Source organism: Haloechinothrix salitolerans, assembly GCF_042662605.1.
In the GTDB taxonomy this organism is placed as follows: Bacteria; Actinomycetota; Actinomycetes; order Mycobacteriales; family Pseudonocardiaceae; genus Haloechinothrix_A; species Haloechinothrix_A salitolerans.
The window spans coordinates 4970637-4995160 of record NZ_JBHSXX010000001.1; the positions used below are offsets into that span (position 1 = coordinate 4970637).

Below are 24524 nucleotides of genomic sequence, written 5' to 3' on the forward strand. Positions count from 1 at the left end.
CGCCAGGCCAGTGTCCTCCCCGGAGTCAGCACTACGTCTCAGACCGGGCCGCCACCGTGTTTGCCGCGCAGCGGGGTATCGCCGTTGACGGCGTGGCCGTTCGCACCGCGGCGCCCGCTCGTCGATCCGCTGGTTTCGCTCCGCTGCCAGCGCCTGCTGCGCACCCGGGGCGTCACCGCCGAGTTGTCGTCGTCGCCGTTGGCCCAGCTACTGAACACGGCCAGCACGCTGTCGAGTTCTCTGGCCGGCTGCGGCTCAGGCGCCGGCTCTGGTTCGCTCTCCCGCTCCGGTTCAGGCGTCGTATCCGAGCCAACCTCGACCTGGGAGGCGGACGACGTTTCGAGCCAAGACTCCGGCGGCGCGGACGCCCCAGACTGGACGTCGGACGGAGCGGTGTACTGGGTTGGTGCTTCTTCCAGCGCGGGCCCCTGCGTGGGTTCCGGCCGTGGGTCTGGCCGCCACGACCATTCCGCGTGGGCGGGCTGTGGATGGGCTGGTCGCGCGGTCCAATCCGGGCTCGCGGACGGATCCGCTCGCGGAGGCTCGGGCTGTGGCCGTTCCGATCGCTCGGCCCACGACGGGCTTTGGTGCGGATGCTCCTGTACGGGCTCCTCCCACGGCAGCGGTGGCCGTGTCCGATGCGTCGGCGGCTGTTCCCGCTGATGATCACCCGAAGCGTGGTCAGGCTGTTCGTGCCGGCCACGCTCCTCCGGTTCGTTGTCGGACGCGTGTCGCCTACCGCCGGATCCCATCGCCACACCGAGTCGATCCAGCACGGACCGCACCGACGGTGCCCCCTCGGCCTGGTGCCGCGCACCCCCGTCCGCTGCCTCCGACGCCGAGTGTCTGGCCCACGGCACCGCCTGGTGCCGCGTTGCCTCCCACGCCGCCGACGGCGGCGCCGCGGGCTCCGGGACGGAAGGTTGAGTTTCGTGCGCCGCGGGCTCCGGGGTGGATCGCGGGGTCACATGCGCCGCGGCTGCCACCGTTTCCGTCGCGGCGGGTTCCCATCGCGACGGCGAGGGCGCCGGCGCCTCAGGCTGGGACTGCTCTGGTTCGCCACGCGGCGGTGGTGTCTCGGCGGTCACGGCGGGCATCATCTGCGTGGCCTCGGTTGACGGCTCGACCTTGCGGCGTTTGCCCGATGACTGGCTCTTGCGCTGCTGAGCGACGCGCTCTTCGTGTTCGGCGAGCGCTCGGTTGAAATCAGCGGCAGGCTGCTCTCCCCTGCCGAACTCGCCCGTGAGCAACCCGAGCGCCTGCCGCCGCAACCGTCCGTAGCTGTGCTCACACACCCGCGCCTCGCGCAGGCAGGCCAACGCTTCCGACGGCCGACCGAGCTGTTCTTCGATGTGGGAGAGTTCCAGCAAGAGTCGCGAACTCAGCGCGAGCAGATCGTGCCGCCGGGTCTGATACAACGCGTCGCGAATCAGCATGCCCGCCATCTCGGGGGCGGCTGAGGACAGATGCACCCGTGTCGCGATGGCCAACCGCATCCACGCGAGCGGCGCGATCGATGCCGCCCGCTCCGGCTCGGCGAACAGCGGCTGCGCGAGCGCCTCCGCATCCTCCCTTGATCCCTGGTCAAGGAGCGCACACACCAGCTCGAGGGTGAGCCGCACTCGCATCTGGGTGTGGTCCACCAGGACGTCATCGCTGGATTCCACGATGGCGAGACCGTTGCGCGCGGCGTCGATCGACGCCGAGATGTCACCATGTCTCCGCAGGTGCGCGGCGGTCCTCGCTTGAACGAGCGCGCGCATGCTGACACGGTCGGCGTCTCCGATCAAGGGGTCGGATTCCGCCAGCTTGTCGGCTTCCTCCAACGCGCGGTCGAGCACGCTCCTACGTCCGATCGAGGCCATACACCCGACGAACTGCAGCAGCGCACCAATCCGGCACACCGGCTGCGCATGCTCGTCGGCCAGCACCGGCCGCAGCGCGGCGAGCCCGGTCAGGGGAACGCCGACGCTGCGCGCGCACAGCGCCAGCTCGGTACGCATCTGCGCGGCGAGATCGGCGTGCCCGTCCGCCTCCGCGGTCCGCAACACGACGACCGCCCGGTTGACGACGTCGGCACGGTGCCCGAGCCGGACCCGCGCCGACACCGACAATCCTTCCGCGTACGCCCAGATCCGCTCCGACCCGGACGCCTCGGCGAGTGCCGCCGCGCGCTCGCCGAACACCAGCGCCAGCTCGGGCGCGCCGAACATCAGCCGCAGACCATCGGAAACCAACGTCTCCGCTGGGTCGTCGGCCCGCGAAGCGGAAGGCGCGCGGCGTCTCGCTCGCCTGTCCTGGCTGTGCGTACTGGCTGCCACGAACCCTCCGCTGATGTAATCGACTCGATCGCGCTCGTGTCAGTCGCGAGTCAGTTTTCGGTAGGTCACCCTATGAGGCCGCGCTGCCTCCGGGCCGAGTCGGTCGATCTTGTTCTTCTCGTAGCCCTCGAAGTTACCTTCGAACCAGAACCACTTGGCTGGGTTTTCGTCAGTGCCCTCCCACGCCAAGATGTGTGTCGCGACCCGGTCGAGGAACCAGCGGTCGTGCGAGATGACCACCGCGCAGCCGGGGAACTGTTCCAGTGCGTTCTCCAGCGAGCCGAGGGTTTCGACGTCGAGGTCGTTGGTCGGCTCGTCGAGAAGGATCAGGTTGCCGCCCTGTTTGAGCGTCATCGCGAGGTTCAACCGGTTGCGCTCTCCACCGGAGAGCACGCCCGCGGGCTTCTGCTGGTCAGGACCCTTGAAACCGAACGCGCTCACGTAGGCGCGGGACGGCATCTCGACCTGCCCGACGTGGATGTAGTCGAGACGATCGGAGACCACCTCCCACACCGTCTTGTCCGGGTCGATACCGGCCCGCGTCTGGTCCACGTAGGACAGCTTCACGGTGTCGCCGATCTTCACCGAACCCGAGTCCGGCTCCTCCAGCCCGACGATGGTCTTGAACAGCGTGGTCTTACCGACACCGTTCGGACCGATGACGCCCACGATGCCGTTGCGCGGCAAGGTGAACGAAAGCCCGTCGATGAGCGTCCTGTCGTCGAATCCCTTGGTCAGGTCGTTGACCTCGACGACGACGTCGCCCAGCCGAGGCCCCGGCGGGATCTGGATCTCCTCGAAGTCGAGTTTCTTGGTCTTCTCCGCCTCCGCGGCCATCTCCTCGTAGCGTTCGAGGCGTTTGCGGGACTTGGTTTGCCGTGCCTTGGCGCCGGACCGGACCCAGTCGAGCTCGCTCTTGAGCCGCTTGGCGAGCTTGGCGTCCTTCTTGCCCTGGACTTCCAGCCGCTCGCGTTTCTTCTCCAGATACGTCGAATAGTTGCCCTCGTAGCCAGCGACGTTGCCTCGGTCGAGCTCCATGATCCATTCAGCCACGTTGTCCAGGAAGTACCTGTCGTGCGTGACGGCGAGGACGGCGCCCGGGTAGTCGGCGAGGTGCTGCTCGAGCCAGAGCACGCTTTCGGCGTCAAGGTGGTTGGTGGGCTCGTCGAGCAGTAGCAGATCGGGCTTGGACAGCAGCAGCTTGCACAGTGCGACCCTGCGCTTCTCACCGCCGGAGAGGTGACTGACGGCCTCGTCACCCGGCGGACAACGCAGCGCGTCCATGGCTTGTTCGAGCTGCGAGTCAAGCTCCCACGCGTCGGCGTGGTCCAGGTCCTCCTGGAGCTTGCCCATCTCCTCCATCAGCTCGTCGCTGTAGTCGGTGGCGAGTTTCTCGGCGATCTCGTTGAACCGGTCGAGCTTCACCTTGATCTCGCCGAGGCCCTCCTCCACGTTGCCGCGCACCGTCTTGCTCTCGTTCAGCGGCGGCTCCTGCATCAGGATGCCGACGGACGCACCAGGCTGGATGAACGCCTCACCGTTGCTCGGCTGGTCGAGTCCCGCCATGATCTTGAGGACCGTGGACTTTCCCGCTCCGTTCGGTCCCACGACGCCGATCTTGGCGCCCGGATAGAACGCGGTGCTGACATCGTCGAGGATGACTTTGTCACCGACGGTCTTGCGCACCTTCTTCATGGTGTAGATGAACTCGGCCATGGCACACGATGGTAGAGCCGTCCGTATTGGCACATGACGCCGGTCGGCAACTCAACAGGCTGTAGCACGTGCTGCCGCGCGGGCCCCTGTCGAGTGACTCGCCTCGACGACGCACAGCGACGAGCCAGCTCACGCCGCATCGCGCACCACCCCGGCCGAACATGGCTCGGGTGCTACCCGCGGTTGCTCGCGTGTCTCCGGGGCCGGCGAGGCCTCCGGCGCACCCGCGACATGGGTGCCAGCGCGCACCCTGACCACCGTCGCGGTGGCCCTGGCCAGGTTCGGGCCGACAGCATAGGCGTCGACCTCCGTGACGCATCTGGTCGCGCCATCGTCGTCGTACTCCCGGGTACGCAGCCTGCCCGCCACCATGACCTCGTCGCCCTTGCGCAACGACACGCCGACATGCCGAGCGAGCCTGCGCCAGCACGTCACCCACACGGAACACTTGTGGCCATCAACCCATTTCCCGGTCTCCTTGTCGAAACGCCGCTCCGTACTGATGACGAGGAACCCGAGCGACTCACCCCCATCATCGAGTTCCCGTCTGGTCGGCTCGGTGGCGATCCGGCCGTTGATGTTGAGGTAGGTCTCCCCTATCGGCATGACTCGCTTCTCCCCGTCGTTGCTGACTGCGGATACACCGTCAGCGTCCGGGGAAACGGCGCCTCGTGGGGCGCACCCCTCGATATGTGGATGGCCAGACCCGCCATTGGCGCCATCGGCCTGCCCTACCGAGCACCTGTGGATGCCCGCGGGCGCACTCAGCGGTGGGGTTGACCGCTCTCGTTCGCCATGCGCCGCAGCATCTCGTTGTAGGCGGCGAGGTCGGCCTCGCTGTCGGCGTCAGCCTTACGGTCAATGCGCTTGGCGTGCCGCTCGTCGGCACGCGCCCACTGGATCATCAGTGCGATCAGCACGATCAGCGCCGGAATCTCGCCCGACGCCCACGCGATACCGCCACCGAGACGCTGTTCCGAGAGCAGGTCGTCGACCCACGGCAGGTCGAGACCACGGTAGAAGGTCTCGCCGATGACGGTCTGTGAACTCATCAAAATGACGCCGAAGAACGCGTGGAACGGCATCGACGCGAACATCAGTCCGAGCCTGCCGAGCGGTTGCATAGGGCGCGGCGCTGGGTCAACGCCGATCAGCGGCCAGAAGAAGACGTAGCCGACCAACAGGAAGTGGGCGTTCATCGCGAGGTGCGCCCAGTGGTAGTCGAGGGCGGCGTCGAACAGCCCGGAGAAGTACAGCAAGTAGAACGACCCGACGAACAGCACGCCCGCGACGAGTGGTTGCGTCAGCCCGCGCGAGATCGGCGAGTGCACGAACGCCAGCACCCATTCGCGTGGTCCCGGGGCGGCGTTCTTGCCCGCTGGTGGCAGTGCGCGCAGCGCGAGCGTCACGGCGCCGCCTAGCACGAGGAACACCGGTGCGACCATCGACAGCAGCATGTGGTTGCCCATGTGCACGCTGAACATGGCTGGCGAGTACTTGCCGATGCCGGACGACGTCGAGATCAGAATCGTCGCGCAGCCGAGCAACCACGCGACCGTGCGACCCACCGGCCAGGTGTCTCCTCGGCGTCGCAGTCGCATCACGCCGGCGACGTAGACGGCGGCGAGCACGATGGCGAGGGAGCCGTAGATGAGGTCGAAGCGCCAGTCGAACAGCAACCGCACGAGGGTCGGCGGACCGTCCAGCGGGTAGCCGATCAACAGTTCGGTGGTGCTCGGGACGAAGCCCACTTCCGCGGGCGGCTCGGTGCGCGCCAGCGCACCCGCGATGCCGAGCGTCACGAACATGATCAGCACCTCGACACCGGCAAGCTGCAGGAACGCGCCCTTCGTGCCGCGCTCGGTGAGCGCACGAACTCCTCTGCTCCGCTGTTGCTGGCCGAACACGCCAAGCATCCCCAACGCGGTGAGCTTGGCGAACACCAGCAGGCCGTACTGGGTGGTGAACAGGTCGGCCGGCGCGACCCGTACCAACGAGTTGATGACGCCGGAAACCGCCATCGCGATCCAGCAAGCCAACGCGATGTGGGAGAAGCGGCGCGCCGCCAGCGGCAGGTCGGGTCCCTTCCGCCTGCCCAGTGCGATAAGCGCGATCAGGCCACCTACCCAGAGCGCGGCGGCGACGAGGTGGATGAGCAGGCTGTTCGTCGCCAAGTCGTGCGAACCGCCTGATGCTGAGTGACCGGTAGCGCCGACCGGAATCAAACCGCCGACGGCGAGGAAGAACAGTACCGTCGTCCAGCCCCACGACAGCACCGTCCGGCACGCGATGGCCAGCACGAACGCGATGAACGCTGTGATCAGCCACGCCTTCGGCTGTTCGATCGCACCCACGAACTGGACGAACACCTGTGGATCGAACAGATCGGTTACAGGCCTGCCCGCGCCGTCGGCGGCGGCGAACAGCGCGGCGGCGATCGACGTCACCATCCAGCACCAGGACGAAAGCGATGCCGTGGTGATGGCCGCGTAACCATCCGCGGCGAGGGTGCCGGACTTCTGCGGCGGCACCAGGAACGCGGCCAACAACAACGAGCCGATGGTGACGACCGCCGCGATCTCGGCGAGCACGCGCGTCACGGTGACGCCGTACCGGGTGAACGTACCGGGATCGGAGATACCGGCGATCTCCTGTCCCACAGCGCCGGATAGTGTGACTAACAGCACCGCGACCACGAAGGCGAGCGACGTCCCCAGCACGGCGAGTGCGACCACACCCCCTGGCCGCCTCGTACGCGTCGCCGTCACTGCTCCCTGCTGTTCCCGCACATCAGAAGGGTAGGCTGCGGCGCTGTGGCTGCGTCGCGCGCACCCCTGCTCAGCTTCGAAACGCGGTGCCGCTCACAGCGCGCCGTTAGTGCGTATGGTCGGCGACGATGACGCCATACGGGTGACATCGCGTGGTCCCATCGCCATGCCGGAGGGCGCACGGGATGAAACAATCCTGACATCTGACGCGATCACACCAATGGCTACCGATAAACTGGCCGTAGCGCCAGGCGTAGCCTCGGCCCGCCTCCGTAGCTCAGCTGGATAGAGCAAGAGCCTTCTAATCTCTAGGTCGCAGGTTCGAGTCCTGCCGGGGGCACTACAAGGATGGGAACGGGCGCACTTTCCGGGGAAGGGTCCTCGTTCGGTGTGCCTGCCTCGGTCTCCGGCGAGGTTCGGGGAAAGGGCAGGATGGCGGCATTGCTGGCGTCCTGTGCGGTCGTGATCGAGTGTGCGGTGAGGTCGATCTCGCACCTGACGGTGTTGGCGGTCTTGTTGTAGTGCATCTTCAGCCGTAGGGCTTCGAACAAGTTGCGCGCGGTGTCCTCCGGGAGTTGGGCGACGTCGACCTGTCCCACCGGGAGGAGGTCGATGAGGTCTGGGTTGGGGGTTTGTGCGATCGCCTCCTCTGCTTCAGCGAGTTGCTCCTTGAGCTGTACTTGCCGGTGCCGAAGTTGGGCGCGACGTTCATTGATGTCACGGATGAGTTCAGCGTCGGGTTCGTCGAACAGTTCGAGGTGATGGATGGCGCGTTTGCGCCGTTGTTCGATGTCGTCGATCTCGCGCTTCAGTGCGGTGATGCGCTGCTCGCGCTCGTGGCGGGCTTCCTCGTCGAGGTCACGCATCCGGTCGGCAAGTAGCGCACGTCGGTAGTGGCCGAAGACATGGTGCGACAGAAACTCGTTGAGCTTGTCGATCAAGGCGTCTTCGCGCACGAAGAAGGACCCGCCGGTGGGATGGCCCTCGGGGATGTAGGCCTTCTTGGGCGCGCAAACATAGTAGGCCAACGCGCGCCGGGTTTTGCCGTTCATGCGGCGGCCGCACAGGTCGCAGAACAAGTAGGTGCGCAGTAGGTACGATCGCTTGGTGTCCGGGTGATTGATGTTGGTGTTGTTGCCGCTGCGGGAGCCGAAGCGGTGCCCACTGACGTTTTGAGCGGCGATCCAGTCTTCCAGGCTCACGAGCGGTTCGTGCACCGGCTGCGCGCTCCACACCCACTCTTGAATCGGATTGAGGCGGTTGCGTCCGGTCTTGCGCGCTCGCCGGTTCCAGACCATGTGGCCCGTGTACTTCGGGTTCGTCAGGACGTCACGGACGTTGGAGTAGGTCCAACATCCTACCGCGCGGGTCGGATCGACCGGCACAGGCGGCGGATAGCTCGCGAGGTCGGCATTCAGGCGTGTGGCGATGTCCTCGTAGCCGAGGCGCTTCTCGATGCGCAACTGAAAGATCCGCTGCACGGCGGGTTTTTGGGCGGGGTCGGGTTCGAGCAGGGTCTTCTTCTCGCCCTTGGCCCTCTTGGCGGGTACGGGATGTGGGACGTGTTTGGCGCGGTATCCATAGCAGGCCTTGCCGACGTTATAGCCAGCTTCGGTGTGCACCGCGAAGCCGTCCCAGGACTTCTCCAGAAGGTCGACCACGTAGAACTCAGCGATGCTCTGCTTGACCCGGCGGGTCAGCAGTTGGGTGGCGACCTTGGGCTTGCGCCCGTCTGGCGAGGTGAGCTGGAAGGGTTCGTCGGCAGCGAGCAACGGTATGCCCGCCTGTTTGAGAAGGTGCTCAATACGAGTGCCGTAATAGGTGTATCGGGCGGTGCGGTCGATGCTTTCGCAGATGACGTAGTCGAACCGCCGATCCGGCCGCTGCGCCTCGGCGAGCATGTCCTGGATGCCACCGTCACGGTGAATCGGAATATCGAACTGCTCGTGCGCATCCCCACCGCCGCGGATCTCCAAATCCATGCGGCCGGATTCGATGTCATAGAACTGCGCGGTGATCACGCCACCTTCGGGGATCATCCGCCGTGTACCTTCGAGTTGGCGGGGCAGGGACAGCGTGGGATCTTGCATGTCCGCCGTGGAAACCCGGGCGATCCAGGCGAAGCGGCGCGGCTGATCGACTGTTCTCCCGTATCCGTCGGCGCGCTGGTACGGGCTACGAGCGCGGCCTACGCGGTGGGTTCGCGCCCAGTCCTGTACGAGTTCTGGACCAGCCACTGCGTCACCTCCCACAGTGCCCGCGCTTGCGCGTGCGCCAGGCGACGGCCCTCCTCGCCATCCACGAAGTGGACATCGTCGACGAGAGTGGGCGGCTCATCGGATGCCAGTTGGCCGCCAGGGTTGCGTTCACGGTGTTCACCTGCCACGTGTGTTTCCTCCCGCGACCGGCGCTCCCTCGGTTTCGGTGGTGGTCGTCACACAGCGCGGGGCCTGGGATCCTAGCGCCGGCCGAGTCAGAACGGAGGCCCCAAACGGGTGTTGGTTCCTCACGCCGCATGGGGTCCTTCCGGTGCTCGGCCGCCGGAGCGGTGTAACCACGAGGAGGAACCGTCCGGTTCGGCCACGTCCTCGCTGTCCACGCCAGCGCGGTGGGTGTCGAGGTCGGCTGCGGCGCTGGCGCGGTCGTTCGTCGTCGTGGCCTGTGGAGTTGGTGTTGGCTGTGCCGACGATGGTGTGGTGCCGCGAGCCCGTGATTGCTGGCGAGGGTCGTGGGTACGCCAGACGGCGAGCCGGCAGTAGTCCCGGCTGGCATCGATAGAGATACCGCGCCTGCCGAGCACGGCCGCGGCCAGCGCGGTGGTTCCGGTTCCGCCGCAGGGATCGAGCACGACTCCGGGAACGGTGGGAGCGTGGGTGTCCGCGCAACCACAGGCGTCGGCGAAGTCGGTTGCTCGTGACAGCAGGAACTCGCGGGCGTAGCCGCCCAGCGCGGCGCGTGCTTCGGCGACAAGCCGCCCGGCAGGATGCTCGCGATGTGGCGGGTGTCCCTGCGTGTCGGTGCCTCGGGGCGTGTCACTGAGCCCGGCGGACCGCAGCGCGGTGAGGTGGTCTTCGGTGAGACCGTGTTCGCGGACAAGTTCGAGTGCGCGGCGTGTCTGCGGTCGAGACGTATCGAGTCCGTACGCGACCGGAGTACGACAGCGGCCTTGGCCGCATGCGGTACACACCTTCTGTGGCGACCAGCCAATAATGAGACGCCTGGGCCATTCCACGGGAAATGATGCGTAGTGCGCGATGTCGAGTTCGGGCGGCACACGCAGCGGTTGCGGAGGAATATCCCATACTGAGCCGGGTAATCGGCCATGGGGATGCAAGGGAAGACCGGCGAAGTTGCCGTTTTTGGTCTCATGGCCACGTGCCCGCTCGTACGACGATGTACTACCGGGCCGATAGGACGAGCGGTAGCCACGGCGCTCGGACGTGGCGTGCGGTTGACGAAGGTCATCCAGGGCGCTGTAGTAGCGCTGCTCGAGCGTGAAGTGGAACCATGTTTCGTGGCTACGGCGGACACGGTCGCGGACAGATTCGGGCATGCCGGCGGGCTTGCTCCAGATGATCTCGGCGCGCATGATGAGGCCCAGTTCGTCGATACACCGCAGCGCGTAGCGCCACGGCAAGCCAAGAAGGGATTTCGCTGGAGCTGTCTCGGTGCCGAGGTGTTGACGGCGGTTGCTTGCCCGAAGACGGCTTCGCTGCACGTCGGGCGGGTTGGTGAGCTTTGCGGAGACGTTGTTTCCACGGCCAGCGCCACTGTATTTGTCGCCGAGGTTGATGAATAGCGATCCGGACGGCTTGAGCACCCTAACGATTTCCCGAGTGCAGGTGATCAAGTTGTTGAGGTACTCGCCGGGGGTGTCTTCGGCACCCAGCTGACCACGGTACGGGTGATGTCCGTCCTGATAGGACCGTAATCCGAAGTAGGGTGGACTGGTGACGACCAGGTCGACGCTGTCATCCGGCAGGGACAACTGGCGGGCGTCCCCCTGGACGATGCTGGGTTCGACGAACGTGGCGGTGTCGTTGCTCATTGCGGCTCTCCCGCTGCGCGGTCGCATCCGGCGATGCGCCGGATCGCGAGCTCGTGGTAGTGGGGGTTGGTGTCGATGCCGGTGAAGCGGCGGCCCAGCTCGCGGGCCGCGACCCCGGTGGTGGCGCTGCCACTGAACGGGTCGAGCACATGACCGCCCGGTGGGCTTCCGGCCGCAATGCAGCGGCGTGGGATTTCCACAGGTGCCGGTGCGGGTGACCGGCTCGCGATCGGTCGGGGGAAATGGTCCACACATTGCCGGGATTGCGCCCGCGCTGGGCGTCTACTGGCGTACGGGGCCACGTTCCGCGGGCAGTGTTCGGTTTGTTGCCGCCGTGGTGGGCTCGACGCGACAGCGCACGCTCGCCGGAGTAGGGCTGACGGATCGGGTCGAGATCGAAGTAGTAGTCCGGCTGCGTGACGAAGAGGAAGACCATCTCGTAGCGGGTGGCGAGCCGGTCACGGATGGGCGTGGGGGTGGCGTGCGGTTTGTGCCAGACGATCGCCGAGCGCAGTATCCAGCCGTCGCCTTGGAGCGCGAGGGCGAGACGCCATGGCATGCCGAGCAGGTTCTTGTGCGGCACGTCGGCGCGTGGCCGATAGCGCGGCTGCCGCGCTTGGCCAGGTGTCGTGCACCAGTAACCGTCGGAATTGGTGGAGTAGCTGTCGCCGAGGTTGATCCACACGGTGGAGTGCGGGGTGAGCACACGCCGCGCCGCGGCGAACACGGCACGCAAGTCGTCGATGTAGCCGTCTGCAGTCGATTCCCGACCGATCTGTAGGTGCTCGCGGATCGCTCCACACGTTCGGCATCGACGTCCAGCGTCGGTGCCATCCGTCGATGAGGCGCCAAGGCTGGCCGGACAGTGGCGGCATCGGGGCCGGCCACCGGCCCACGTATCGGGGGCGTAGTCGCGCAGGCGCCAGTAGGGCGGGCTGGTAACGACACAATCGACCGAGGCATCCGGGAGCTCGGCGAGCCCGGCCCGCGCCTCGCCAGCGTAAAGCGTGACGGCATCATCGTGGAAGTACAGCTCCGCCCGCCCCGCCACGTCCGGCGGGACACCCGCACCTTCGCTCATGCTGCCTCTCCGCACTCGCCGTGGGGCAAGTTGAGTCTGCGCGGCACCTGTGCGGTGTCGTGTCGCGCACCTGCGACATTGCCGAGTTCGAAGGATGGTTCGTAGGCGTGCGGTATTTCTTCCTTTACCTTCTGACTGTCGCTGAGCCCAGCACCGATCGTGGCGGCCTTCGTGGCGGCCACTTCACATCGCCGTCGCCGAACGATGTGGCTCATTCCCTTGCCGGAGTCGCCTCGCTTCGGTCGCTCGTAGACCGCGTCCTCGCCTCTGAGCCGCCGGACGATTGGTTCTACGTCGCCGAGTTCGCTTCCCATCCAGTGGCGGTGCATTCGCTCCGCTACGGCGAAGGTTGTGCCGCTTCCGCCGAACGGGTCTATGACGAGGTCGCCTGGTTCGCTGCTGATGGTGAGGACGCGTTCGAGCATTTTCTCGCTGAGCTGGTTGGCGCCACGGTTCTTGGTGCCTCGGTGCCGCACAGGAGGAATGTCCGTCCAGACGTCACTGAGATTGATGCCTTCGGGATGCAGCTTGTTGCGGTGGCCGCCGTAATCCTTGATGTCGCCGCCGCAGTGTCGGCAGACCGGGATTGGCAGACGCGGACGTGTGAAGGTCTTGGGCTTGCCCTTGGTGTAGTAGAGCAGGCTGTAGTGCGCCGGGTAGAGCTTCCCTGGGATCGGGAGGCTCATCTTGATGTCCACCGCGATCCAGTGTCGGAACGTCATCCCGGCTTTGTTGAGGAAGTAGCCGAGTTCGATGTTCCATTTAGGAATGTTGTAGAGCCACACCGCGCCACCCGGCTTGACGACGCGAGCGCACTCCTTGATCCAGGCCTCGCACCAGGCGAGGTACTCCTCGTCTTTGCGCCGGTCGTTGATGCCCTTCCCGTAGTCCTTGTTCAGATTGAACGGTGGGTCCGCAAACACCACATCAACGGACTCGTCGTCGACCTGCGGCAGCCACTCCAGGCAGTCGCCCTTGTACAGACATCCGAGGTTGGACTCGAAAATCGGCTCCACCAAACTATCTCCTTAGCTTCCAGGTAGTGATCCACTTAGGAGCTTGTTGGGAACTGCGGTTTTGGGTTGGCGGTCGCCCGGTGGCGTCGGTTGCGGGAGCTACGGATGGAAAGCCGCAGTGTTCTTCGCGCGAGCGAGTATCGGTGGGAACCGAGCTGCATGAGTTCATCGACGCGGGGAACCGGCTGGTCGGTCGTGCGGCTGAGCCTTCTTGGCACTATGTTGCGGTTGCTGCAATAACCGAGCTTTGGCGATCTGGTTGAACTCGGCGTTGAGGTCGATTCCGATGTAGCGGCGCCCGAGTTGCCGGGCAGCCAAGCCGGTCGTTGCGGCACCGGAGAATGGGTCGAGCACCGTCCCGCCTTCGGGGCATCCGGCGGCGATGCAACGCAGGGGAAGGTCGACTGGGAAGGCAGCGAAGTGCGCGGCTGTCAGCGGGCGAGTCGGGATGCTCCAGACGTCGCCGGGGTTCTTTCCGTTCCGGTGCTGGGAGTTGTGGCGTTGGCCGGTCGGGCGCATGGCGTCGCCATGTCGTCGTGTGATGGCGTCCGCGTGGGTGTATTTGGCTCCGTAACGGCTTTGCCCGCGGCGGCGCGCGGTGGAGTCGACGCCTGCGTGGCGGCCTTTGATGCCGCCGATCACGATGTTCTCGTTGAGCGCTTCGGGTCGGGCTACAGGCTCTCGGATGGCGTCAAGATCGAAGTAGTATTTCTGCTGCGGGGTCAGCAAGAACATGAACTCGTAGCGAGTGGACACTCGATCTTGCACTGATTCCGGCATGGCGTTCGGCTTGTGCCACACGATCGCGTTCCTGACAATCCAACCGTCTTGCTGCAGCGCGAACGCGACTCGCCAGGGCATTCCGATGAGGTTCTTGCGAGCAAGGCACCGAGTGCGGTCCGTGCCGGCGCGTTGAACGGATCCTCGTAGTTGCGCAGCGGCGCTCCTGCCGGAAAGGGTGCTGGCGCGCATCGGGTTCTGGGTGCGGCCGGGCGGCTCGGCCGAGTAGGAGTCGCCGAGGTTGAGCCAGACGGTCCCGGTGGCCGCCACGGTACGACGGAGTTGGTCGAAGACTGCGCGCAGACTGGCGATGTAGCTGTCCGGGTCGGGTTCGAGTCCGAGTTGCTGATCGTGTCGCCGCGCACCACACCGGCGGCACTGCGACGGGTTTCCGCCGCGATGCGCGGCGGAGGCGGGATAGACGTCGGCAGCGGGATAGCGGGTTTGAGCGACGTTGCTGCCTCGGCCGGTGGAGTGGCGGCACTGCGGGTCGCCGCCTACCCAGCGGCCGGTGCCGTAGTCGCGTAGTCCCCAGTACGGGCGGGGAGGTGACCACACAGTCGACGGAGCCCGCGGGTAGCTCGGTGAGCACGTCGAGGGCATCGCCGGTGTAGAGGGTGAGACTGTCGGTGGTCCAGAAGGGTCGTCGCGTCACGCCGCCCTCCTGGTGGTGAGTGGGCGGCGTGCGGCGGGGTGGCTGGTTCCGTCCAGGGCTGCGGCGCTGGCGCGGTAGTTCGTCGCGAGTTGGTTCGCGCGGTCGGCGGCCGCGCTGGCTGCCAGCCACGTCAGGCGGGTTTTGGCGATGGTGAGGTAGTTGTTCCAGCAGGCCGATTCGAGGCGGTGCAGGTCTGCGATGCGGCGGTAGGTGGCGGCGTCGCGTTCGGCGGGTTCGGTGGTGTCCAACTCGCGTGCGATGCCGTCGTAGACGGTGTCCAGCGCCTGTTCGATCTGCTTGATCGTGAACGGTCGGCGCTGGGACACAGGGCGCGTGTTCTGGGTGCTCATAGGGCGTGGTCCTTTGCTGCTCGATGCCTCGCGGCGGGTGCGTGCGGCAGTCGGGGTTCGGTTCATGCGGCCCGCGGGGTGGGCATGCCGTGCACGTACTCGTCGCTGGCGTCGCTGTGATGCCGGACGACTCGTGATCCAGGCAGCGGGTGCGCCGCGGTGTCGGCGGCGGCGCAGCGGAACGCCACCACGTCGTGGTGCGCCGTGATCGCGATGGGGTGCCCGGTGTCGCGGGACTGGCGGCGGGCGGCGCGGGGCGCGCGGTCGGACACGGAGTCGCGGGTGAGCTTGCCGTCGAGCGCGACGCATCGTTCGACGGGGACGAGTCCGGCGGCGCGGCCGGCGGCGAGGATGGCGCCAAAGGTGTGCAGCGGGGCGCGTGTGGTCGTGCGCGCGGCGATGACGACGACGTGTCCGCCGGGGCGCAGCAGTGGTCGAACTTCGGTGAGCGTGCGTGCGAGCACGGCCGGGTCGTGTCCGGGTGCGGTGCGCGCGGCGGTCAGGACGAGGTTGATGCTTTCGGTCAGCCCGGCTGCTCGGGCGGTGTGGAGGGTGTCGCGGCGCCGGGTCAGCATGAGGACCATGGCGTCGGTGGCGGTGCCGGTGGCGCGGATCGCGTTGATGTTGGCGTCCGCGAGGGTGCGCCAGCCGCGGGTGGTGGCGAGCCCGATGGCGTGGCGGCCGGAGCGCAGGGCCTCGATGACGACCGTTCCGGCGCCGCAGTCGGGATCGAGCACGGTACCGCCGGGTGGGCTGTAGGCGCCGATGGCGTACTCGGCGACCGCGGGCGGGATGCGGCCGGTGTCGGCGGCGGTGTCGAGGTGGTAGCCGCGTTCGATGAGCTCGATGCTGGGGTCGCGCTGCCCGGTGGCCCAGACGGTGGTCGGGACGACCGACGGCTGCCCGCGTCGGGGGCGGCGACGAGCGGATCGGCGCGCCATCAGCGTTCCCGCCGCTGTTCGATGCACACCAGGAGGTCGTGGTGGCCGCGCGGGTGCCGCAGCGGTTTCCAGCCGATCCGGCCCGGGCGCGATGCGAGAATGTCGCGGGCCTCGGCCGGGCGGTGATGGGCGAGCACGATGTGATCGAGCACGACCATCTGGTTGTCACTGAGCGTAGCCTCGATCGAGGTGAGCGGGTCGACGAGGACACCGTCACTGGTGTCACTGTGGGTGATGACCGTGAGGGCGCCGCCGGGGCGCAGCAGCGCGCGCCAGTCGCGGTGCGTGAACCAGGCGTGGTCGCGAGGGTCGGCCGCGGTGATGATCAGGTCGAAGCACCCCACGCCACGCCCGGTGGTCGACCCAGCGGGACCGGTACCCGAACTCGTGTGGTCGTGACCTCCTGGCCGGGGGGCCTCGTCGGCGGCCCTCTGGGCTGCGCGGGCGTCGCGGACCGTCGGTGCCGCGACCGTTCGCCTCGTGCCGCTGGGGTGGCCGTGTGGGTGGGTGGCCAGGGTGGTCTGGGCGCTGCGGCCGAGCCGGGCGATGACCCAGTTCGTCTCGGGCAGGTCTTGATACGGATCCGGCGGCCACCGGCGCGCCGTCGTGGTCCAGCGCGGCGGTGTTGTTTCCGGCGGGGGTGGGCTGACGATCAGGACTCGCTGCCCAGGTTGGGTGTAGGTGGTGACGATCTTGACGACGGCTCGCTCCAGCCAGTCGTCGGCCGTGTCGGTCTGGCCCTGCGGCGGCAGGCACGGCCACACCGACACCGTGGGTCGGATCTTTCGCGGCGCGCGGCGGATGATCCGACGCCGTCGCGGGGATGTCTGTGCGCGGCCGTGATCGGCCGCGCTGCATGTCGCGCTGCCGTGGTCGCCGCGCCGGCTCGCTTGTCGCGCCGATGCCATGACAAGCCTCCCTCGGCTTATGGATGTCGCCGTGATGGCCTCTACTGAAAAAGACCGAATATCGGGGCCGAATCTTTCACCGCCGTAGCCGACGAGTTCGTTTCCGTCAGAATGTTCCGCATCCGTTCTGCTCACGTTCGCTGAACATTTCTACTAACAAGCCGCGCTTAACGCGCTTTCTCCAGAGGGCGCGTCAGCAGCCCTGGAGACGGGTGCGGAATTTTCTCTGCGCGCGAAGGGGCGTCCCGCGCGGGGTGACGGCTGCCGATGGCGTCGTTGGGCTACTAACCTAGCTGGTCAGCGGCTACTAACGGGCGTGTTGGCGGCGGGGTTGGCCGATCCGCCAGCCAGGCGTCTGGACCGATCCAGGTGCGGTGGTGTTAGTAGGTTTTTTCAGCGATTTGGCGATCATTCTTGGCGTTGTGCTGTAGCCGAGTTGCTCTCCTGGCCGCGTCACATTGTGTGCGACCGAAGGAGGGCATCAGCGATGTCTCGGAAATCAGGGAACACTCGGCGCTCGCCGCTTCCGCTGGACCTGGTTCGCGACCAGTTCGCCGCATTGTCGGCGATGTATTCGATCGACGGACATCAGGTTGACGGCCTGCCGGATCAGAACCTCACGCTCGCCCAGGCCCGGGATCGCATCCTCGACCGCGGGTGCCCGATCGTGGGGCGCGACGAACTCTGGCGGCTGTTGATCACGCGTGCGCGTAACCACGGCGCGGACTGGACGATGGCGTGCGCCGGGGTGGCGCTGCCGGCGTTGGCGGCGAGCACGCACCGGCTCGGATCGTGGTATGGCGGCGAGCATGCCGACCTGCAGGCCGAGATCCTGACGGGCTTCCTCGATGCGCTCGCGACCGTGGTGCTGGGTCGGCCCGGGGTGGCGGAGCGGCTGCGGTGGGCCGCGTACCGGGCTGGCCACGCGGCGGTCGTGGCGTCGCTGTCCGACCCGCGGCCGTTCGAGCTCGACGAGCCGCTGGAGGTCGTGGAAGCCATCCTGACCGGGTTCCGCTCGGCCATCCCGCAACCGCCGTGGGGTCACCCCGACTTGGTGCTCGCGCGTGCCATCGCCGACGGGGTACTGACCCCGACCGAGGCCGACCTTATCGGCGCCACCCGCCTCGACGCCGTCCGTCTTGATCGGTGGGCCCGGCGCCGCAACGTGCCCTATGCGACCGCGAACACGACGCGCTGGCGCGCGGAGCGCCGGCTCGTCGCCTACCTCGCCGAGACCTCGCGAGACGCCGATCCCGACGATGCGGTCAATGCCGCGACCGAGACGTCGCTCGCGGTCGAACGTCCGGCTCGACACCCTGACCACCCCGCCCCGCAGTCACGTGCTGTGAGCGGCCGTCGGCGCAACGGTCGCGAGTCGGGCGGGAAGGATCGGTCACCCTCGGTGAAAGATGAGGCGCCGGAATCCGGTCTTTTTAGGTGTAGGGACTTCGCGCCCAGGTCTCGTCCCTCGTCACCGGGATCGGAGGATCGCCGATGCGCCTGAACCGAGCGAGGCGGGTCCGGCCGCCACACCAGCCCGGCCGTTCCCGCAGGCGGCCGTGGACCCGCAGCCTCGCGCTGGCCGTGGTGGCGGCGCTGCTGCTGTCGGTGCTGAGCGCGGACGCCGCCTACGCGCAGGCGCAGTCGGTCAAGGAGGTGTTGACCAACATCCGCAACTGGCTCGCCGGCCTGCTGGCGTTGCTGGCGACCGTGTTCGTGATGATCGGCGGGACCCGCTACATGCTCGCGGGCGGTGATCCGAGCGAGGCCGAGAAGGGCAAGAGCGCGCTCAAGGCCGCCGCGTTCGGCTACATGTTGGCGGCGTTGGCTTCGGTCGTGGTGTCGGTTCTCAAGCGGTTCGTGGGGCTCTGAGCAATGGGTCGCCGCAAGTCGCCGCATCCCGCAGCGGGCCGGGACGTCGCGTTGAAGCAGCCGCCTCCACCGGAACCGCCGTCGCGCCCGCGCCGAGGGCGGTGGCTGCGACTGGCACGGCGTGTCGCCACGCCACTTCTCGCGCTGAGCATCCTCGTGCTGTTCGGCGCTCCCCTGGCGCTGGGCGCCTCACCGCACGACGACACTCGCGCCCCGCAGATCCCGGCGACCGCCGGCCAGCCAAGGTGCGGACCAGTTGAGGACCTGCCGCCCTGCACCGCCCCGTCCGGGAACCCGACTGCCACGACGACGCCCTGTCGGGGTGGGGGGTGTCTGCCGAGCCCCACCGGCGCACCTGAACCCGACGGTGGGGATCGGCCGCAGCCGCCCACGACCCAGAACACCGGTGTCGAGGACTGCGACACCTTCGACATCGGCTGCCACATCTCCCACAGCCTCAACGCCATCGTCCGCGGGCTGGTGACGGCGGCACTGAACCCGCTGCTGACGTTTCTGTCCGAGTCGTTGTTGACGACACCGACATTGGACGATCTGCCCCAAACGGGCCCGTTGTGGTCCAACTCGTGGCAGCTGGTGCTCGCCGCCTACACCACGATCGTGGTGATCGGGGGGCTGCTGGTGATGACCCACGAGACGCTGCAGACCCGCTACACGGCCAAGGAGATCCTGCCGCGCCTGGTCGCCGGATTCCTGGCGTCGTTTCTGTCGCTGTTCGTCGTCGACAAGCTCATCACCCTCGCCAACGGGCTCTCGGCCGCGCTGCTCAGCCGTGGGCTCCACGCGGACTCCGCCGGGAGCGCGCTGCGGGACATGATCACCGGCGCCCTCTCCGGGGGTGGACTGTTCCTGCTGCTGATGGGGCTGGCGCTGGCGGTGATGCTCGTCGTCTTGCTGGTCACCTACGTGCTGCGTGTGGCGATCACCGTCGTCCTTGTCATCGCCGCGCCACTGCTGCTGATGTGCCACGCGCTGCCTGCCACCGAGGGCCTCGCCCGCTGGTGGTGGCGGGCGATCACCGGTGTCCTGGCGATCCAGGTCGCGCAATCACTGGTGCTGCTGGTGGCACTGCAGGTGTTCTTCGCACCATCGGGGTGGACGCCGTTCGGGCCGAAACCGTCCGGGATGGTGAACCTGCTGGTCGCACTGGCGTTGATCACCATCCTGGTGAAGATCCCGTTCTGGATCCTCAAGGCCACCCAGATCAGCCGCGGCCGCTCCTTCGCCGGATCACTCGCGCGCGGCTACCTGACCTACAAGACCTTCGGGCTACTCAGGGGCGCCACCGCAGGTGCCGGCGCAGGTGCAGCGGTTCGCGGCGGCAACGGCGGAGGCCCCGGCGGCGCGGGAGGGGGCCGCACCCCACCGCCGATGCCGCCACGGCCCACGCCGCCGCCTCAGCCCAGGCCGACGGGCGCCCGGAACTCTCCGGCGCGGCGAGCGCCGCGCGAGCCCATCGAGCCACGAGTTGCTCCACCGATCGAGGACACCGTCTGGGGTCGAGGTCGCACCGCGCACGACAGCGACTCCGCCCGCGAGCCGGTGCGAGCCGAACAGCACCGGCCCGCCGAGCCGGCGCAGCGTCGCTGGCGCGCGGACGCGCATCTGCCCGACGCTGCCCGCCGCGCCCGTGCGGGCGCCGCACAAGCGTGGCAGCCCGTCACCGCATCGCCGGTGTGGCGGCCCGCCGCGCCGGGCTCCTCGGCGCTGCGGGCCCGGCCCTACGACGAGCTCCAACCCGCGGCCTCGTCGCGACGACCCGCCGCCGCAGCGGCGACGCCACGTCCGCGGCAGCGGCCATCCGACTCGCCGCGTCGCCGCGATGCCGCCGCGGAGAAGGTCGCTGCCCGCGCGCCGCAGCCCCTCGTGTCTCGGACCCGCCCGACAGCGCAACACCGACGCCGCGGAGGTGGTTCCTCGTGAGTGTGAAGATCCCGTCCGACGTTGATCGCGAGGACCGCCTCGTGGCGGGCCTGACCGCCCGCCAGTTGGGCATTCTCGCCGCCACGGGCCTGCTGCTGTACGGGCTGTGGCAGGCCATCGGAGACTTGGTGCCGACGCCGGTGTTCCTCGGTGTGGCCGGGCCGCTGATGACGGCGGTGGTGATCGCCGTGGTGTTCCGCCGCGACGGGATTTCGCTCGATCGGTGGTTGCTGGCCGCCGCCCGCCATGTCGGCTCACCCCGGCGGCGGGTCCACGCCCCGGAAGGCATTCCCGCCGCCCCGGCCTGGGCCACCGGCCATGCGAGCACAGGTCGCGCCCGCGACGCACACGCCACCCAGGCCGCGTCACCGCTGGAACTGCCGGTGACCGGTATGACGGACGCCGGTGTCATCGACCTCGGTCACGATGGGCTGGCTGCCGTCGCCGCCTGCTCGACGGTCAACTTCGCGCTCCGCACTCCGGCCGAGCAGGACGCCCTGGTAGCGGCGTTCGGCCGCTACCTGCACAGCCTGTCCGCTCCGGCGCAACTGCTGATCCGCGTGCAGCGCATCGACCTGACCGACCAGATCGTGAGCCTGCGCCGCCGCGCCGCCGCGCTGCCGCACCCCGCGCTCGAACGCGCCGCGCTCGGTCACGCCGACTTCCTGTCCGGCCTGTCCCGCGAGGCCGATCTCCTGCAACGACAGGTGCTACTCGTCGTGCGCGAACCGGCCGGTTCCGCCCTACCTATACCGCCACCGGGTCTGCTGGGTGCGCTGCGCGCACGCCGCCGGGCACCCATCGACCACCAGCGTCGGCAGGCCGCCGAAGCCCGGCTGTCCCGGCGCCTGGCCGAGGCCGCGTCGCTGCTGTCGGCAGCAGGGATCACCGTCACCCCGCTGACCGTCGGGCAAGCCACCGCGGTGCTCGCTCACGCCAGCGATCCCGACGGCGTCGCCGCGCCCGTGGGCGCGCTGGCCGCGCCGGACGACGTGATCACCACCGCTGCCAGCCGCGACGACCCACCCGGCGACGCGGCACCCAGCCACGACGCCGACCCCAGCGAGGACACCTCCGGCGAGCCCCTGCTGGAGCAGTTCCGAGAGAGGTACGCCCGATGAGCCGCACACCCCGCCGCCGCGAGACCGTGGCGTCCGTGCCGGGGTTCGGCCCGGACGCGATCACCATCGGCGCCCGCCACCTCGAGGTCGGTAGCGAACACGTGGCGTCGTTCGCCATCCTGGGCTATCCCCGCGAGATCCAGCCCGGCTGGCTGCAACCCCTGCTGACCTGGCCCGGCCGGCTGGATGTTTGCCTGCACATCGACCCGGTCGACCCGGTCACCGCCGCCGACCGGCTCCAGAAGCAGCTCGCACGGCTGGAATCGGGACGGCGGCACACCGCCGATCACGGCCGACTGCCCGACCCCCACGTGGAAGCCGCCACCGAAGACGCCTACGAACTGTCCGCGCGCGTCGCCCGTGGCGAAGGCAAGCTCTACCACGTCGGTTTGTACCTGACGGTGCACGCCGACAACGCCGAGCACCTCGCGGCCGAGGTCAGCGGCGTGCGCGCGCTGACCGCGAGCCTGCTGCTGGACGCCAAACCCGCCACCTACCGCGCCGTGCAGGGTTGGGTGACCTCCCTGCCTGTCGGGCTCGATCGGCTCAAGCTGCGCCGCACCTTCGACACCCACGCGTTGAGCGCGAGTTTTCCGTTCACCAGCCCGGATTTGGCACCACCCGACCCTGTCTCGGCTGGGGTCTCTGGCGTGCTCTATGGGCACAACCTCGGGTCCCAAAGCGTGGTCTGCCACGACCGGTTCAGCCTGGACAACCACAATGCCACCATTCTTGGCCGCTCCGGTTCAGGTAAGTCCTATTTGGTCAAACTCGAACTGTTGCGCAGCCTATACCGTGGCGTCGAGATAGCCGTCATCGATCCCGAGGCTGAATACACCCGCCTGGCGGCGGCGGTCGGCGGCACCCACCTGCAACTCGGTAGCGAACACGTCACGCTCAACCCACTCGACCTGCCCATCACCACCAGCGCCGACGGGCGCCGCACCGCCCCCGCCGACACCCTCGTGCAGCGCGGCCTGTTCGCCCACACCGTCATCGAGACCATGCTCGGCGGCCCGCTGTCCGCCGACGAACGCGCCGCCACCGACACCGCCATCACCACCGCCTACCAGGGCGCCGGGATCACCAGCGACCCGCGCACCTGGACCCGCCCCGCCCCACTGCTCGGTGACGTCGCTGCAGCGCTGCGCAACCACGGCGGCCAGCCCGGCACCGCGCTCGCAGCGCGGTTGCGGCCCTTCACCGACGGCGCGTTCTCCGGGCTATTCAACGCGCCCACCACCACCCGGCCCGACGGGCACCTAGTGGTGTTCAACCTGCGCGGCCTGGCCGACGAGCTGAAACCGGTCGGTACCCTGCTCACCCTCGACACCATCTGGCGGCGTATCACCAACCCCGCCGCCCGTCGGCCCCGGCTGGTGGTCGTCGACGAAGCCTGGCTACTGATGCAGCAGCCCGCCGGTGCCCGCTACCTGGTCCGCCTCGCCAAGGCTGCCCGCAAACACTGGGCCGGGTTGACGCTGGCGACCCAGGACGTCGGCGACGTCCTCACCAGCGACCTTGGTCGTGCCGTTGTCGCGAACTCAGCCACCCAGATCCTGCTGCGACAAGCACCCCAACCCATCGACGACATCGCCCGCGCCTTCCGGCTCTCCGACGGCGAACGCCAGTTCCTGCTGTCCGCCGAACAAGGGCAGGGCCTGCTGTCCACCGGAACCCACCGCGTCGCCTTCCACGCCATCGCCTCGGAAGCCGAAGACGAACTCATCACGACCTCCCCAGAGTTCCTGGCAACTTTGCCCGATAACGACCCGAACCCGGGGACGGTGATCGTGGAATGAGCGAATCTCGGATCCAGAGTTCGGACACCGAAAATCGCGTCACTCCTGTGTGGACTGCCGTGACCGACGACCCCACGGCAATCGCGTCCAACCACGCGTGACCTCAGCCCGACCTGACACCCCTGATGGTTGCGTTCTCCCGCCCGCCAGGGTCGTCCCCGCGAACTCGGGCTGCAACGTCCCCCAATTTCCTTCGTGGTAGGTACCTCATGTCCGCATCACCGCCTGCTCGCCAGCACAACACCAGCGACCGTCGTCCCACGCGGCTGCTCACCCAAAACTCTGAGCTGAAACCCCTGGGCGTCTGGAACTGGAGCCTGCCCGCGTGGGCAGGCCGCCTCGCCGACGGACGGACATACAACACATGCCCGTCCGCAGGCATTTGCCGGTTCGTGTGTTATGCGCGCAGCGGCACGTACCGGTTCCCCGCCGTCAAGGCCAGGCACGAGGCCAACCTCGCCTTCGTGCTCGACGATCCGGCCGGGTGGGAAGCCGCCATGAATCGCGAGCTATCCACGCCCCGATTCACCGACCGCTGGATCCGCATCCACGACGCGGGAGATTTCTTCTCCGACGACTACACGCGCGCCTGGCTGCGCATCATCCGTTCCCACCCCCGAATCATGTTCTACGCCTACACCAAAGAAGTAGCCCGGTTTCGTCGCCTCATTGAGCCGGACCCGCCCGAGAATTTCTTGTGGGTGTACTCCTACGGCGGCACCCAGGACACCAGCCTCGACCCAACGGCAGACCGCGTCGCGGACGTGTTCCCCGACGAGGACAGCATCGCAGTGGCGGGCTGGTCCTCCCAGGAAGCATCCGACTTACTGGCTGTGCTGGGCCCCCGGCTCGTGGGAATCCCCGCCAACCGCATCCCCCACTTCCTGAAGCGGCTCAATGGGCGCCGGTTCAGCGAATGGCAAACCGAGGTCGATGCCGAGCGTGCTGACCGGCGCGCTCGGAGTCGACGTGCCCGCCTGCGGGCGGTCGGCGACACCACCGGGCGATCGGCCGAGCCGTCACCGCTACGTCGCGCCGCCTAATGATCCCAACACTGCTCGCCTCCCCGCCGCTCGGGATTCTCGGCACAGTGTTCACGCGCTCGCACACCCCTCCACGTCGACGCGCGACACCCGCGCGCGGCTCGCATCACGCCTGCCTGTCGGCCGAGGCCACCTGCGTAGCCCTGGCCGGTCTCGACACC

General features: G+C 68.0%; 18 protein-coding genes, 1 tRNA gene and 1 pseudogene. 7 read left to right on the forward strand and 13 right to left on the reverse strand.

The features are described from left to right. Window positions 1–38: 38 nt before the first annotated feature. The 4 genes from ACFQGD_RS23560 to ACFQGD_RS23575 form a co-directional block, all read right to left on the reverse strand. On the reverse strand, window positions 39–2321 hold the full coding sequence (locus ACFQGD_RS23560; protein WP_345394338.1) for an ATP-binding protein: 2283 nt from the start codon (window positions 2319–2321) through the stop codon (window positions 39–41). Between the two features lie 39 nt (window positions 2322–2360). Beyond that, a complete protein-coding gene (gene ettA, locus ACFQGD_RS23565; RefSeq protein WP_345394341.1) occupies window positions 2361–4037 on the reverse strand; it encodes an energy-dependent translational throttle protein EttA in 1677 nt (558 codons plus the stop codon). Window positions 4038–4166: 129 nt separating this feature from the next. Then, the gene (locus ACFQGD_RS23570; protein WP_345394344.1) at window positions 4167–4643 is read right to left on the reverse strand and encodes a single-stranded DNA-binding protein; all 477 of its coding nucleotides are present in this window, start codon (window positions 4641–4643) and stop codon (window positions 4167–4169) included. Between the two features lie 158 nt (window positions 4644–4801). Then, window positions 4802–6826 (reverse strand): bifunctional copper resistance protein CopD/cytochrome c oxidase assembly protein, encoded by a 2025-nt coding sequence (locus ACFQGD_RS23575; protein WP_390183563.1) that lies wholly within the window; start codon window positions 6824–6826, stop codon window positions 4802–4804. A 245-nt stretch (window positions 6827–7071) separates the two neighbouring features. Here ACFQGD_RS23575 and ACFQGD_RS23580 point away from each other — a divergent pair. Beyond that, a tRNA-Arg gene (locus tag ACFQGD_RS23580) sits at window positions 7072–7145 on the forward strand. On the opposite strand, the gene ACFQGD_RS23585 is transcribed toward ACFQGD_RS23580, so the two are convergent. From ACFQGD_RS23585 to ACFQGD_RS23625, 9 genes and pseudogenes are all read right to left on the reverse strand, one after another. Further along, window positions 7114–8844, reverse strand: a complete 1731-nt coding sequence (locus tag ACFQGD_RS23585) for a recombinase family protein (protein WP_345394347.1) — start codon at window positions 8842–8844, stop codon at window positions 7114–7116. The genes ACFQGD_RS23580 and ACFQGD_RS23585 overlap by 32 nt on opposite strands. Before the next feature lie 149 nt (window positions 8845–8993). After that, entirely contained in the window at window positions 8994–9191 is a 198-nt protein-coding gene (locus ACFQGD_RS23590; RefSeq protein ID WP_345394350.1) for a hypothetical protein, read from the reverse strand. Window positions 9192–9311: 120 nt separating this feature from the next. Beyond that, a complete protein-coding gene (locus ACFQGD_RS23595; RefSeq protein ID WP_345394353.1) occupies window positions 9312–10853 on the reverse strand; it encodes a DNA-methyltransferase in 1542 nt (513 codons plus the stop codon). Continuing rightward, a pseudogene (locus tag ACFQGD_RS23600) lies at window positions 10850–11934 on the reverse strand (DNA-methyltransferase). The gene ACFQGD_RS23595 and the pseudogene ACFQGD_RS23600 overlap by 4 nt, the downstream one beginning before the upstream one ends. Next, entirely contained in the window at window positions 11931–12950 is a 1020-nt protein-coding gene (locus ACFQGD_RS23605; protein ID WP_345394356.1) for a DNA-methyltransferase, read from the reverse strand. The pseudogene ACFQGD_RS23600 and the gene ACFQGD_RS23605 overlap by 4 nt, the downstream one beginning before the upstream one ends. Window positions 12951–13115: 165 nt before the next feature. Next, window positions 13116–14333: a DNA-methyltransferase gene (locus ACFQGD_RS23610; RefSeq protein WP_390183564.1), complete on the reverse strand. Its 1218-nt coding sequence runs from the start codon at window positions 14331–14333 to the stop codon at window positions 13116–13118. 48 nt (window positions 14334–14381) lie between these two features. Further along, on the reverse strand, window positions 14382–14735 hold the full coding sequence (locus ACFQGD_RS23615) for a hypothetical protein (protein WP_345394362.1): 354 nt from the start codon (window positions 14733–14735) through the stop codon (window positions 14382–14384). 62 nt (window positions 14736–14797) lie between these two features. Continuing rightward, window positions 14798–15676 (reverse strand): DNA methyltransferase, encoded by an 879-nt coding sequence (locus tag ACFQGD_RS23620; protein WP_345394365.1) that lies wholly within the window; start codon window positions 15674–15676, stop codon window positions 14798–14800. Beyond that, the gene (locus ACFQGD_RS23625) at window positions 15676–16584 is read right to left on the reverse strand and encodes a hypothetical protein (protein ID WP_345394368.1); all 909 of its coding nucleotides are present in this window, start codon (window positions 16582–16584) and stop codon (window positions 15676–15678) included. The genes ACFQGD_RS23620 and ACFQGD_RS23625 overlap by 1 nt, the downstream gene beginning before the upstream one ends. 487 nt (window positions 16585–17071) lie before the next feature. On the opposite strand from ACFQGD_RS23625, the gene ACFQGD_RS23630 reads away from it, so the two are divergent. The 6 genes from ACFQGD_RS23630 (at window position 17072) to ACFQGD_RS23655 (ending at window position 24363) form a co-directional block, all read left to right on the forward strand. Beyond that, window positions 17072–18088, forward strand: coding sequence for a hypothetical protein (locus tag ACFQGD_RS23630; RefSeq protein ID WP_345394371.1), 1017 nt, complete (start codon window positions 17072–17074; stop codon window positions 18086–18088). Next, the gene (locus tag ACFQGD_RS23635; protein WP_345394373.1) at window positions 18079–18456 is read left to right on the forward strand and encodes a pilin; all 378 of its coding nucleotides are present in this window, start codon (window positions 18079–18081) and stop codon (window positions 18454–18456) included. Before ACFQGD_RS23630 ends, ACFQGD_RS23635 begins: the two co-directional genes overlap by 10 nt. A 3-nt stretch (window positions 18457–18459) precedes the next feature. Further along, on the forward strand, window positions 18460–20397 hold the full coding sequence (locus ACFQGD_RS23640; RefSeq protein WP_345394375.1) for a hypothetical protein: 1938 nt from the start codon (window positions 18460–18462) through the stop codon (window positions 20395–20397). Continuing rightward, window positions 20394–21518 (forward strand): PrgI family protein, encoded by a 1125-nt coding sequence (locus ACFQGD_RS23645; protein WP_345394378.1) that lies wholly within the window; start codon window positions 20394–20396, stop codon window positions 21516–21518. Before ACFQGD_RS23640 ends, ACFQGD_RS23645 begins: the two co-directional genes overlap by 4 nt. Next, complete coding sequence (locus ACFQGD_RS23650; RefSeq protein WP_345394381.1) at window positions 21515–23320, forward strand: VirB4 family type IV secretion system protein; 1806 nt, start codon at window positions 21515–21517, stop codon at window positions 23318–23320. Before ACFQGD_RS23645 ends, ACFQGD_RS23650 begins: the two co-directional genes overlap by 4 nt. Window positions 23321–23529: 209 nt before the next feature. Beyond that, window positions 23530–24363, forward strand: a complete 834-nt coding sequence (locus ACFQGD_RS23655) for a GP88 family protein (protein WP_345394384.1) — start codon at window positions 23530–23532, stop codon at window positions 24361–24363. Window positions 24364–24524: the final 161 nt, after the last annotated feature.